Raw genomic sequence first — 14,007 nt, 5'->3', positions numbered from 1 at the left:
TTCAAGGCAATATTTTCCTTTAAATGATGAATATTTTATGGTTGACAGAAACGTTTCGGAGAGCTATGATAAACTCAAACAGAAACGTTTCGGTTTATGGACCGACAATAGATATTATTTAGAAAATAAACACAATATTCCAAGGAGGAAAAAGATTATGCCACTGGTTACATCGAAAGAAATGCTGTTAAAAGCACAGAAAGGCGGATACGCAGTAGGAGCATTCAATGCAGAGAATATGGAGATGGTGAAAGCAATCATCCAGGCTGCTGAGGAGCTGAAAGCTCCGGTTATGATCCAGACGACACCATCTACGGTTAAATATGGTACTGTTGAGACCTATGCAGCGATCGTTGCAGCTGAGGCTGCCAAGGCTTCTGTTCCGGTTTGCCTTCATCTTGACCATGGCAGCAGTTTTGAGCTGGCTATGCAGGCAATGCATGCAGGTTACACATCTGTTATGATCGACGGTTCCAAACTGGATTTTGAGGACAATATTAAAGAGACAAAGAGAGTTGCTGATGTAGCTGCTGCCCTGAACATTCCGTGTGAGGCTGAACTTGGTAAAGTCGGCGGTAAGGAAGATGATCTTGAGGCAGAGGCAGACACCAACACAGATCCGCAGGAAGCAAAAGAATTCGTAGAGCGCACAGGTGTTACTTCCCTTGCAGTTGCAATTGGAACAGCACACGGTTTTTATGTAGGAACTCCGGTTCTTGATAAAGAACGTTTAAGCGAGATCCGTGAAGTTGTTGATATCCCACTTGTTCTTCACGGAGCATCCGGTCTCAGTGATGAGGATGTAAGCGACTGTGTAAAACGTGGTATCTGCAAGGTAAACTTTGCAACAGAGCTTCGTGCGGCATATTCCAAGGCGGTTAAGGAGACATTCGCAGAGAATGAGAACACCATCGATCCGAAAGCATACGGAAAAAAAGCAATCCAGGCTGTAAAAGAGCTTGTTGAGGCTCGTATGAAAGTCTGCGGCTGCGACGGAAAGGCAGAATAAGTATTGCGGTAAAATGCAGATAATGAGGTGATAAGTATGGCAGCGACCATGAAAGATATCGCCAGGCGGACGGGACTTGGGCTTGCAACGATTTCTTCCTATTTTAATGGGGGAAACGTAAGAGAAAAAAACAGAGTAAAGATCGAGGAAGCCATCGAGGAGCTGCACTACGAGGTAAATGAGGTGGCCAGAGGACTTAAGACCAATGCCACCAAAACCATCGGCGTGGTGATTCCGGAGCTTAACAATACCTTTTGTGCGGAGATTATCACAGAGATGGAGGATGTCCTGAGAAGTCATGGATATGCGACCATTGTCTGTGACTGCCGTACAGATAAGAAGCTGGAGCGGGACGCAGTGGAATTCTTAAGCCGGAAACGTGTGGATGGCATTATCAACATGCCGGTGGACACAGAAGGCAATCACCTGAAAAAATTTCAGAAAACCGGGAAACCGATCGTGCTCATTGACCGTAAGATCCAGGAGATTTCCTGTGACAGTGTTCTTGTGGACAATGAGAAGGCGGCAGAAGATGCCATGAGAGTTTTTTTTCAGGCAGGACACCGCAAAATCGGGATCATCGGCGGCCCGGAGGAGATATCCACAGCGCAGGAACGTCTCCAGGGCTACAGAAGCGCATATGAAAAAGAGAATCTTCCGGTACAGGAATCTCTGATCTATCACGGCGACTATACCATTCAGGGTGGCGTGAACGGTCTGGAGAAACTTGTGGCGGACAATCCGGATATGACAGCTGTATTTGTCACCAACTATGAGATGACCATGGGGGCGGTGATCGGTGTCAATGAGCTGGCACTTAAAATTCCGGAGCAGCTTTCTATGATCGGGTTCGATAACCTGCAGTTTGCAAGGGCATGTAATCCCAAGCTGACTATCGTTGCTCAGCCTACACCAAGTATTGCAAGAGAGGTGGCCGGCATTATGCTGAAACGACTGGAAGAGGGAGATGCTGGAAATACGGAGCGGATTGCGGAGAAGCTTGACGCAGAGATTATTATGGGGAAATCTGTGCGTGCTATATAAGGAGAAGGAGAAATCACAATGAAACCATATTTACTTGGTATTGATATTGGTACCAGTGCCTGTAAGGTTGCGATCTTTGAGAAATCCGGAAACGTAGTGGCAGCAGCCAACGGCGACTATCCGGTATATTATCCGAGGGAAGGCTGGGCTGAACAGAATCCGGAGGAATGGTGGAGCGCAGTCTGCAGTGCAGTAAAAAAAGCTATCCGGAAAGCAGGTATTGTACCGGATGAGATCGCAGGCATCGGTATTGACGGACAGAGCTGGTCAGCGATTGCCATGGATAAAGATGGTAATGTTCTGACCAACACACCGATCTGGATGGATACAAGAGCACAGTCCATCTGTGACAGGCTGAATGAGGAGATCGGAGCAGATAAGATTTTTGAAGTATCCGGCAATTCACTGCAGCCGTCTTATACAACAGCGAAGATCCTCTGGTATAAAGAAAATATGCCGGAGGTTTATGAAAAGATAGACAAGATTCTGCAGTCCAACAGCTTTATTGCATATAAGCTGACGGGTGTTATGAGTCAGGATGTTTCACAGGGATACGGTCTGCACTGCTTTGATATGCGAAGAGCTGTATGGGATGAGGATATGTGCAGAAGGCTTGGAATTCCCATGGGATTTCTTCCTGAGATCTGCGAGTGCGACCATATAGTAGGAACTGTCACAGAGAAGGCAGCAGAGGAAGCAGGACTTGCAGCAGGAATACCGGTTGTTGCGGGTGGTCTGGATGCAGCATGCGGAACACTGGGGGCTGGAGTTATCCATCCTGGTGAGACACAGGAGCAGGGCGGACAGGCTGGTGGAATGAGCATCTGCATGGATGAGTACAAGGCAGATCCAAGACTGATCCTTGGATATCATGTTGTTCCGGGTCAGTGGCTCCTTCAGGGCGGCACAACCGGCGGCGGTGGTGTGATGCGCTGGTTTGAGCGTGAGTTTGCAGATTATGAGCGCATGATGACAGGCGCGGGAAAAGGTTCTTCCCTGAATCAGCTTAATGAGATTGCAGAAAAAATCGCTCCAGGCAGTGACGGTGTTGTATTCCTTCCATATATGTCCGGTGAGCGTTCACCGATCTGGAATCCAAATGCAAAAGGCGTTTTCTATGGACTGGATTTTGCAAAGACCAAGGGCCATATGGTACGCGCCTGCATGGAAGGTGTGGCACTTTCCCTGAAGCATAATCTTGAGGTTGCAAAAGAAGCAGGGGCAGAAGTTGAAGTACTCCGGGCAATGGGAGGATCAGCCAACTCTCTACTCTGGACACAGATCAAATCCGACATCACCGGCAAACCGATCGTAGTGCCGTCATCCGACACAGCTACAACACTTGGTGCAGCGATTCTGGCAGGCATTGGTGTTGGAATGTATAAAGATTATGATGAGGCTATCAGCCTTACTGTAAAAGAAACAAGAAGACATGAACCGAACCCTGAAAACAGGGTTGTTTATGATAAAACCTATAAAACCTATTTAAATCTCTATAAATCTCTTGAACCTATGATGAGAAATGAGGAGGAAAAGTAATCATGAAAGCAGCAGTAGTAGTAGCAAATGAAGATGTTCAGTATCAGGAAGTGGAAGAACCTAAGGTAACTCCTGGCCATGTTAAGATCAAAGTAAGATATTCCGGAATCTGCGGATCAGATATCCCGCGTGTATTAAACCACGGCGTACATTTTTATCCGATCGTACTTGGACATGAGTTCTCCGGTGATGTTGTGGAAGTCGGAGAAGGTGTTACAAAGGTAAAAGTCGGAGACCGTGTATCCGGTGCACCGCTTCTTCCATGTATGAAATGTGACGACTGCCAGAAAGGTAATTACTCCCTCTGCAAACATTACAGCTTCATCGGTTCCAGAGAGCAGGGAGCAAATGCAGATTATGTAGTAGTTCCGGAGAAAAATGCCGTACCATTTGCAGACAATGTTCCATATGAGCAGGGCGCAATGTTTGAACCTGCAACAGTAGCTATCCACGGTGTATTCCAGAATGATTATCACGGCGGCGAGTATGTGGCGATCCTTGGCGGCGGAACAGTTGGTATGTTCACCATGCAGTGGACAAAGATCTTCGGCTCCAAGAAAGTCGTAGTTTTTGATATCAGTGATGAGAGACTTGCTCTTGCAAAACGTCTCGGTGCAGATGAAGTGATCAACACGAAAGAAGAAGGATATATGGAAAAAGCCATGGCCATCACAGGCGGCAAGGGATACGGCTTCGTATTTGAGACAGCTGGACAGGTTCCGACCATGCACATGGCGTTCGAGCTTGCGGCAAACAAAGCACATGTATGCTTCATCGGTACTCCTCATGAGAACCTTACTTTCACACCGAAGCAGTGGGAAAATATGAACCGTAAAGAATTCAAGCTTACCGGTTCCTGGATGTCCTACAGTGCACCGTATCCGGGACGAGAGTGGGATCTGACAGCTCATTATTTTGCAACAGGGCAGCTGAAATTTGATCCGGGCTTCATCTATAAGAAAATTCCGATGAGCCAGGCTCAGGAGGCCTTCCAGCTGTTCAAGACACCGGGCCTTGTAAAAGGAAAGATCCTTCTTTCCAATGAGGAAGACTGATATGATCCTGACAGTAACCTTAAACGCTGCCATTGACAAGCGTTATGTAGTGGATGATTTTAAAGTGGGCGAAGTAAACCGTGTGCGTGAATGTACCTATGTTCCCGGCGGAAAGGGACTGAATGTTTCCAAGCCGGCGTCTATTTACGGTGCTGAAGTGGTTGCCACAGGGTTTGTGGGCGGCCACGCAGGCAACTATATTGAAGATGCCCTGAAACCTTTTGGTATCAGGAGTGCTTTTTACCATGTTGATGCAGAGAGCCGTTCCTGTATCAATATCTGGGATGAAGTGAATCACGTACAGACAGAATTTCTGGAGCCGGGATTTACTCTTACAGAGACAGATTTTGAGGGATTTGAGAAAAAATTCCGCGATCTTGTAAAAGACGCCTCCGTTGTGGCAATGTCCGGAAGCGTACCGAAGGGGCTTGACGGAACTGCATATCAGCGTCTTGTGAAGATTGTTAAAGATGCAGGAAAGCCGGTGATTCTGGATACCAGCGGCAAACTTCTGGAAGAAGGAATCAAAGCTGCTCCGACACTGATCAAGCCGAATATTGATGAGATCCGTATGCTTACAGGCAAGCACTGCGACGATATCAATGATATCATAGAGGCTGCGAAAGCCATCCACGCAGGCGGTGTGGAGATCGTAGCGGTTTCTCTTGGCGCAGACGGTTCCCTGGCAGTTGGTGATGAAGGAATTTTCCGTGCTGTTGTCCCGAAGATCGATGCAGTGAATACTGTAGGATGTGGCGATTCCATGATTGCAGGCTTTGCACTGGGATTAAGCGAAGGACTTTCCCTGGAGGAGACCTTGCGCAGAGCCAGCGCAATCTCAGCAGCTGCAGCCATGCGCGAGGAGACAGGCTTCTTTGTAATGGAAGATATGGAAGCACTTCTTCCGAAGATTGAGATCAAGCGTTTATAAGATCAGCTTATAATAAGAAAATTTTTCATAAAAAGGAGATGTAAAAATGGCAGAAGTTATCAATCCGGCAATCGTGCCGAAAGTGACACTTCCATCCGGCGAGCAGGTTCCATGTGTCGGAATGGGAACATTCGGTTCTGACCGTGTATCCGCAGAGGATGTATCCGCAGCTGTTGCAGGTGCGATCCGCAGCGGCTACCGTATGTTTGACTGTGCTGCATGCTACGGAAACGAGCATGAGATCGGCCAGGTGTTCAAAGATGCTTTTGACGAAGGTGTTGTAGAGCGTAAAGATCTCTTCATCATGACAAAGGTATGGAATGACATGCACAGAAGAGTAGAGGAAGCATGTGACAAGAGCATCAGGGATCTTCAGTGTGATTATGTAGATATGTACTATATCCACTGGCCATTTCCGAACTATCATGCACCGGGATGTGATGTAGACTCCAGAAATCCTGATTCCAAGCCGTTCAGTGTTGAGGAGTTTATGGACACTTACCGCCAGTGCGAGGCACTGGTAGAAAAAGGAAAGATCCGTTATATCGGTATTTCCAATATGACCATTCCGAAGCTTGAGGCTGTTCTTCCTTTGATGAAGATCAAACCTGCAACCTGTGAGCTTGAGCTTCATGTATGCTTCCAGCAGCAGGAGCTTTACGATTATCTGGTAGCTCACAACATTCAGCCTGTAGGCTATATGCCGATCGGTTCCCCGCGCAGACCTGAGAGAGATATCTGTCCTGAAGATGTTGCTGATCTGGAAGTACCGGAGATGCAGACAATTGCAAAAGCACACGGTGTTCATCCGGCTCTGATCGCTCTGAAATGGGCTCATCAGAGAGGCGAGATCTCCATACCGTTTTCTGTTCACAACTATGCAAGCAACCTGAAATGTGTGACAGAGGATCCGCTTACAGAGGAAGAGATGGCAACCATTGCTACTCTGGAAAAAGGCAACCGTCTTGTAAAAGGCCAGGTATTCCTGTGGCATGGTGCAAATGACTGGCATGACCTCTGGGATGAAGATGGCGTGATCGTAAAATAATAAAATTCTGTGTGAGATATCACAGTACAAAGGCCTCATGTTCGATATATTGAACATGGGGCCTTTGTTACTGTTCGCTCTGTGACCAGCAACGAGCTTTTTTCACCGTGTAAAATGGACTAAGAAACTCTGTTGTAAATTATCACCAAACATGTTACCATGTAGGAGGTATAAACAGTTATTGTTCACATAGAAAGCAGTGATTTTTAACAAAATAATGGCAGAAATGGTGAGAGGAGACTGCCGGGGGGATGTATAAAAAGAGCAGCAGAAACTGATCAGAGGGGGATGACAGAGATTATGTATCGTATTTTACTGGTAGATGATGAAATACTTGTTCGCGATGCGATCCGGGAGAACATTGACTGGAAAGCAATGGACTGTGAGCTGGTAGGAGACTGTGATAACGGAAAAGCAGCAGCGGAATTTGTACAGACACATCCGGTGGATATCGTGCTTACGGATATTCTTATGCCATATATGGATGGTATGGAACTGAGCCGTTTTCTCCATGACAATTACCCGGATATCGTGATCGTGATCTTCAGCGGATTCGGAGAATTTGAGTATGCGAAGAAGGCAATCCAGTACGATGTAAGTGAATATATGCTGAAGCCGGTGACAGCAATGGAACTCAGAAATGTCATCGAAAAAATGAAAGAGAAGGTGGATCAGCGAAGAAAAGAAAAAGAAAAGCTGGAACGTCTGACACAGACTTCCGAGAATTATCAGAAAAACGCCATTGTGATCCGTTCCAGAGCACTGCAGGGCTTTGTGGATAATATCAAGACACGGCAGGAAAGCCTGGAAGAGCTTGCAGCACTGGGAATCGACCTTGAGGCAGCTTGCTATCGTGTGGCTGTTTTTGAACTGGATCTGTATTCGGACAGCAGTCAGCTTACTGCGGAGAAACGTCAGGAGAGTGCACTGATGTCTTTTGTTCTTTTTAATATCAGTGATGAGATCATCAGTGAAGAAAAAGCAGGAGTGGCATATCAGGCCGGAAATAACAAGGTCGGTGCTCTTTTCATGGGAAACCGGACCAGAGAATTTGACCAGAAGATCATGGAGATCTGCAGGACGATCCAGGATAAGCTGAAGGAGCTGATGTCACTGGATATTTCTATCGGTGTGGGATGCTGGGCCAGAACCCAGCAGGAGCTCCAGTTATCCCATGAGCTTGCGGAGAAAGCTATTGAATACCGTTATCTTCTTGGCGGAAACCTTCTTATCAGTATGGAAGAACGTCCGGAGGAGAATAGTCTTTCCATCAAAAACCATGTGGAGAAGCTGGTAGCTGCTCTGAAAGCAGGAAAAAAGGAAAACTCAGAGCATGTCCTGGAACAGATTTCTTCTGAAATCAAGGAAGCGCGTGTGGATAAGAGCCGTGCCTGCGTATATCTTCAGCAGATCATCCGCGCGGCAGATGAGACATGTGAGGATGTGGTTCCGGACAGCAGGCTTTTTTCAAAAAGAGATGCACTTCTGCAGCAGGTTACAGAGCAGAATTCTTTTGACAGTGCCTTTGCACTGGTAAGGAATCATGTCGGAGAAATTTTCCGGAAACTCTCCGATGCAAACAGCTCCAGCGGACAGCGGCAGGCCAGACTTGCCCTGGATTACATACAGAAGAATTATATGGATCCGGATTTAAGCCTGAACAGCATCTGTTCTTATCTGAATATCAGCACCAGCTATTTCAGTACGATCTTTAAGGAGCTTACAGGAGAGACTTTTACAGAGGTTCTGATCCGTACCCGTATGGAGAAGGCGAAGGAGCTTCTGGAGAATACAACTATGAAGAATTATGAAATTGCCGAGAAAGTCGGATTTGCAGACCCTCATTATTTTGGAATTTCCTTCAAAAAAATGACCGGCTGCACGCCGACAGAATATGCGAGGGAGAAACGTAAATGAGAGATATCCGGTTTGCTGCAAGGATCATAGGAAAATTCAAAAGCATCCAGAGCGCGATCTTTGCGGTAGTGACGGTGCTGCTTTTAAGTGCGGTGCTGGTCATAACAGGTGTTTCTATGAGGTATACCCGGAATTCTATTTTTGAAAATTCCTCTGTTTACACACAGAATATCGTACAGCAGATGAATCAGAATATTGATTCCTATATTGATTATATGGAAAATATTGCCTATATGATCTCCAGCAATGAGGATGTACAGCAATATCTTTTTGGTGACAATGTGGACGATGGAACAAGAGAACGTCTGATCAATCAGTTTAAGACTATACTGGACGGGCGAAGTGATATCAGAAATCTTGGGATCATTGGAATTAATGGCCGTAAGCTGATCAATGATGGCAAGCAGTCTGTGAACCCGGATCTGAAGCTTTCCACCCAGGAATGGTATCTGGAAGCTTTACAGAAGCCGGAAGGACCGCTTCTTACATCTTCCCATGTACAGCACATTATCAGCGGAGATCGTCCGTGGGTAATTACCTTAAGCCGGGGGATCCGCAATTTTTCCAACCAAGGTGAAAAAGAGGGCGTTTTTTTTATTGACCTGAATTACAGCGCCATTAGTGAGCTCTGTGATCAGAATACCATTGGAAAAAAAGGATACGCATTCATTCTGGATGAAAGCGGAAATATTGTATACCATCCCCAGCAGCAGCAGCTTTATAATGAACTGCAGACCGAAAATATCGACCTGATTGTGAATTCAAAAGAAGATACGGTGCGTACCGGAAAGGGAAACAGAGGAAAGCTGTATTCCATTTCCAGATCTAATAAAACAGGATGGACTGTTGTGGGCTGCATGAGTGTCAGTGAGCTCCTGCGCAAAAGCAATCAGGCACAGAGCATTTATGTGCTTATTTCCGCATTTCTGATGATCGTGGCGCTGCTTTTTTCCAGCTTTCTGGCTAAGAGTCTTACTTATCCCCTTCAGCGTCTCAGGGATTCCATGTCCAGGGTACAGGAGGGGCATTTTGACGGAGCGGATGTGGAGATTGATTCGGAGAATGAGATCGGAAGTCTGACGAAATCTTTTAATGTGATGACACATCGGATACAGGATCTGATGGAACAGAATGTGAAGGAACAGGAAGCAAAGAGAAAAAGTGAGCTGAAGGCTCTTCAGTCTCAGATTAATCCGCATTTTCTCTATAATACTCTGGATTCGATCATCTGGATGGCAGAAGGCAGAAAATACGAGGAGGTTGTCCTGATGACAGCATCTCTGGCACGTCTTTTGCGGCAGAGTATCAGCAATGAGGATGAAGTGGTTCCTCTTGCAAGGGAAGTGGAGTATGCAAAGGGGTACCTTACGATCCAGAAGATGCGTTACAAGGACAAGCTGGAATTTGAGATCAATGTAGAACCTTCTATATTAAATATCCCGCTGATCAAGCTGGTTCTCCAGCCGATCATTGAAAATGCCATCTATCATGGCCTGAAATATAAAGAGAGCAAGGGGCTTTTGCAGGTAAAAGGGTTTATGAAGGATGGAAATGCAGTTCTTCAGGTGATCGACAACGGAGTAGGTATGGATGAGGAAACACTGGCACATATTTATGATAAGCATAAGGTGAATTATCATTCCAATGGCGTGGGGGTTTATAATGTACAGAAACGTCTGCAGCTTTATTATGGAGAAAGTTACGGGATCACCTATGAAAGTGAAAAAGGTGTCGGAACAACTGCCACGATCACCATTCCGGGAATGCAGGAGGAATCAATATGAAAAAACACAGAAAACTCCTGACCTTTGGAGTAGTCATCTGCCTTGCAGCAGGACTTGTGGCCGGAATCTTCTATTATAAACAGACAGAGGAAGAGAGAAATTTATCACTGATCTATATTCCGAAGGTTGTGGATGGTAGCAATGATTTCTGGACTTCCCTGATCCAGGGAGCGGAGATGGCCGCAAAAGAATATAATGCAGATATCCGCGTATGGGCACCTGAGGAAGAGAATGATGTGGATGGTCAGAATAAGCTGCTCAAAAGGGCGATAGAAGAAAAACCGGATGCGATCCTGATCTCTCCATCCAGCTTTACTGAATCGGACCAGCTTTTGAAGAGGGCAAAGGAACAGGGAATACATATTGCATTTATTGATTCCTATACCCAGGAAGCTGTCCAGGATCTCACTGTTGCGACCGATAATCTGGAAGCAGGGCAGCTTCTTGGCAGATTTGCAAAGGAGCTTGTGGGGGAGGATGACCAGATCGCAGTCGTTTCACATGTAAAAGGTGTATCTACGGCAGTTGAAAGAGAAAAAGGATTCCGTACAGGACTTGGCAGTCTGAAGGAGAATATCGTAGATGTGGTATACTGTGATTCTCAGTATGACAAGTCCTATGAACTCACAAAAGAACTGATGAAAAAATATCCGGACCTCAAGATGATTGCGGGAATGAATGAATATTCCTCTGTAGGTGCTGCAAGGGCAGTTAAAGCGGCAAAAGCAGAGAATCGGATCAGGGTAGTGGGAGTAGACAGCTCACAGGAGGCTGTTCAGCTGATGGAACACGGAGTATTCCAGGGGATCGTTGTGCAGAAAGCATTTAAAATGGGGTATGTAGGTGTTCGGGAAACCATTAAGATGCTGCGAGGTGAAGAGTATAAAAAGAATATTAATTCCGGCTGCCAGCTGGTAACCCCGGATAACATGTATACCAGTGAGATCGAAAAACTGCTTTTTCCGTTTAATACGTTAAAAACACATGGCGATCTTACACCGTAAATAGTCATAAATACACAAAGAAAAAGGTTAAATATTTACCGTACAGTAAATATTTAACCTTTTTTTGCAAGATATTCTATTACAATTATTGACTTTTGACGGTATTATAATAACCAAGAAAACACAAGATACGTGCAAAACGTGAGGAGGGTAAAAATTGGAAAACTTAAAACAAAATCCAATCGTTAAGAAGCTCGGATTGAACAGAATACTTCTTGTCTGTGTTCTGATTCTCATGTTCCTGGTTTTTAAAGTAGTTCTTGGAAACAAGTTTCCGGCTGTTGATAGTATCAGATCTACTTTGAACTATGTGTACTTCCTGGGCTTTTTGTCACTTGGCGTTACATTCGTAATCGCTACAGGAGGAATTGATTTCTCCATCGGACCTGTAATGTTCTGCTGTGCACTGGTATCCGGTTACTGCATGACATCCTACAAGGTTCCGTGTGCAGTTGCCATGATCCTTTGCATTCTGATCGGTCTCTGCTTTGGTATTTTCAATGGCTGGATGGTTTCTTACATGTCAGTACCACCATTCATTATTTCCATGGCATCCATGAACATTGCAAAAGGTATTGCTTCTGTATTCACAAAAACACAGTCAGTAAGCTGGCCGGCAGCCAGTGAGGCAAACGGCTGGTTCCGTAATATCGTTTCCGTAAACGGTTTCCCTGTAGGAATCATTATCTTCCTGGGAATGGCAGTTATCTGCGGTATCGTTCTTTACAACACAAAACAAGGACGTTACATCCTCTGCCTTGGTTCCAACAAAGAGGCTGTCCGTCTTTCCGGTGTTAACACAAAGAAATGGGAAATGCTTGCTTATGTGATCTGCGGATTCCTGGTAGGTATTGCAGCACTCTTCTTTGTAGCTACATACACAACTGTTCAGCCTGGCTATGGCGATCAGTACAACAACGAGGCTATTGCAGGCTGCGTTATGGGTGGTACATCCATGGTTGGTGGACTTGCTTCCATCGGCGGTACTGTAATCGGCGTATTCATCATCTCTCTTCTTCAGCAGGGCATCATGGCATTTGGTCTTGGTAAAGGACAGCAGATGATCATCACAGGTATCATTGTTATCGTTGCAGTTTATATCGACGTTTCTGCAAGACGCAGAAAGAACTGATCTTAGAGGGAGGATGCGACAATGGGTGAAGTTATTTTAACTATGAAGGACATTGATAAGTCCTTTCCTGGAGTTCATGCTCTGGATCACGTTAATTTCGAAGTAAAACGCGGCGAAGTACATGCACTTATGGGAGAAAACGGTGCCGGTAAATCAACACTGATGAAGGTTCTTACCGGTATTTATCAGAAGGATTCAGGTTCCATCGTTTACAAAGGAAAGGAAACAGAATTTCACAATACACGTGAGGCACAGGATGCCGGCGTTGTAATCGTACATCAGGAGCTGAACATGGTAGGTGATCTTACTGTTGCTCAGAACATCTTCATCGGACGTGAGCCGAAGAAGGGTTTCCGCATTGATGACAAAAAGATGATCGAGGATTCCAAAAAGCTTTTTCAGGATCTGAACATTGAGATCAATCCGAAAGAAAAGATGAAAAACCTGACAGTCGGAAAACAGCAGATGTGTGAGATCGCAAAAGCAATTTCCCATAAAGCTGAGGTTATCATTTTTGATGAGCCTTCCGCAGCACTGACAGAGAAAGAGATCGCGGACCTGTTCGAGATCATCCGTGACCTTCGTAAGAAGAATCTTGGTATCGTATATATCTCTCACCGTATGGATGAGATCAAGACCATCACAGACCGTGTAACCGTTATGCGAGATGGTGGATATGTAGGAACTCTGATCACAAAAGACAGTACAAAAGAAGATATCATCAACATGATGGTTGGTCGTGTTATTTATGAAGATCCGAAACAGCAGAGTGCAGTTCCGGCAGATGCACCGGTAGTTCTTAAGGTTGAACATCTGAACGCAGGAAAGATGGTTCAAGATGTAAGCTTTGAACTGAAGAAAGGTGAGATCCTTGGTTTCTCAGGACTAATGGGGGCAGGACGTACCGAGACAGCCAGAGCACTGTTCGGAGCAGACCCGAAACAGAGTGGTAAGATCTCTGTTATGGGTAAAGATGGACAGCTTCACGAAGTTACCATCAACAGCCCGCAGGATGCTGTTAAATACGGTATCGGTTATCTGTCAGAGGACAGAAGAAGATACGGCTGTGTTGTACAGAAATCTGTAACAGAGAATACAACACTGGCAACAATGGAAGAGTTTACCAATGGTATCTTTATCAACAAAGCAAAAGAGAAAAAAGTTGCTGAGAAATATGTAAACGAACTTGCAACAAAGACACCTACAACAGATCAGCTGGTAGTAAACCTTTCCGGTGGTAACCAGCAGAAGGTTGTTATTGCTAAATGGCTGACACGAGACAGCGATATCCTTATTTTCGATGAGCCGACAAGAGGTATCGATGTTGGTGCCAAGAACGAAATCTACAAATTAATGAACAGACTGGCAGCAGAAGGCAAATCCATTATCATGATTTCTTCTGAGATGACGGAAGTTCTCCGAATGAGTGACCGTATCATCATCATGTGTGAGGGTAAAGTTACCGGATGTATTGATATCTCCGAGGCAACCCAGGAAAACATCATGGACAAGGCCACACGGAATATCGATTAAGGAGGAAAGTC

At 45.4% G+C, this 14,007-nt stretch carries 11 protein-coding genes; all 11 read left to right on the top strand.

What is annotated here, in order from left to right; genetic code table 11:
• Nucleotides 1-157 precede the first annotated feature (157 nt).
• Nucleotides 158-1,009, top strand: coding sequence for a class II fructose-bisphosphate aldolase (locus HFM85_RS11690; protein ID WP_119238732.1), 852 nt, complete (start codon nucleotides 158-160; stop codon nucleotides 1,007-1,009).
• A gap of 36 nt (nucleotides 1,010-1,045) precedes the next feature.
• Nucleotides 1,046-2,053 carry a LacI family DNA-binding transcriptional regulator gene (locus HFM85_RS11685; protein ID WP_173738288.1) on the top strand — a complete coding sequence of 336 codons (1,008 nt, stop codon included), beginning with the start codon at nucleotides 1,046-1,048 and terminating at the stop codon, nucleotides 2,051-2,053.
• A gap of 18 nt (nucleotides 2,054-2,071) precedes the next feature.
• Complete coding sequence (gene xylB, locus HFM85_RS11680; protein WP_173738287.1) at nucleotides 2,072-3,592, top strand: xylulokinase; 1,521 nt, start codon at nucleotides 2,072-2,074, stop codon at nucleotides 3,590-3,592.
• 2 nt (nucleotides 3,593-3,594) lie between these two features.
• Nucleotides 3,595-4,647 (top strand): galactitol-1-phosphate 5-dehydrogenase, encoded by a 1,053-nt coding sequence (locus HFM85_RS11675; protein WP_173738286.1) that lies wholly within the window; start codon nucleotides 3,595-3,597, stop codon nucleotides 4,645-4,647.
• 1 nt (nucleotide 4,648) lies between these two features.
• Entirely contained in the window at nucleotides 4,649-5,578 is a 930-nt protein-coding gene (gene pfkB / locus HFM85_RS11670) for a 1-phosphofructokinase (RefSeq protein ID WP_173738285.1), read from the top strand.
• A gap of 46 nt (nucleotides 5,579-5,624) precedes the next feature.
• Entirely contained in the window at nucleotides 5,625-6,626 is a 1,002-nt protein-coding gene (locus HFM85_RS11665) for an aldo/keto reductase (protein WP_173738284.1), read from the top strand.
• A gap of 300 nt (nucleotides 6,627-6,926) precedes the next feature.
• Nucleotides 6,927-8,543: a response regulator gene (locus HFM85_RS11660; protein ID WP_173738283.1), complete on the top strand. Its 1,617-nt coding sequence runs from the start codon at nucleotides 6,927-6,929 to the stop codon at nucleotides 8,541-8,543.
• Complete coding sequence (locus HFM85_RS11655) at nucleotides 8,540-10,327, top strand: cache domain-containing sensor histidine kinase (protein WP_173738282.1); 1,788 nt, start codon at nucleotides 8,540-8,542, stop codon at nucleotides 10,325-10,327. The genes HFM85_RS11660 and HFM85_RS11655 overlap by 4 nt, the downstream gene beginning before the upstream one ends.
• Nucleotides 10,324-11,331, top strand: coding sequence for a substrate-binding domain-containing protein (locus tag HFM85_RS11650; protein ID WP_173738281.1), 1,008 nt, complete (start codon nucleotides 10,324-10,326; stop codon nucleotides 11,329-11,331). Before HFM85_RS11655 ends, HFM85_RS11650 begins: the two co-directional genes overlap by 4 nt.
• Nucleotides 11,332-11,488: 157 nt before the next feature.
• Nucleotides 11,489-12,463: an ABC transporter permease gene (locus HFM85_RS11645; RefSeq protein ID WP_021977849.1), complete on the top strand. Its 975-nt coding sequence runs from the start codon at nucleotides 11,489-11,491 to the stop codon at nucleotides 12,461-12,463.
• A gap of 21 nt (nucleotides 12,464-12,484) precedes the next feature.
• Entirely contained in the window at nucleotides 12,485-13,996 is a 1,512-nt protein-coding gene (locus HFM85_RS11640; RefSeq protein WP_173738280.1) for a sugar ABC transporter ATP-binding protein, read from the top strand.
• Nucleotides 13,997-14,007: the final 11 nt, after the last annotated feature.

This window comes from Blautia schinkii (assembly GCF_013304825.1).
Lineage (GTDB): Bacteria > Bacillota > Clostridia > Lachnospirales > Lachnospiraceae > Blautia_A > Blautia_A schinkii_B.
The sequence above is the reverse complement of the archived record's forward strand: the minus strand, read 5'-3'. Positions and strand labels throughout refer to the sequence as shown.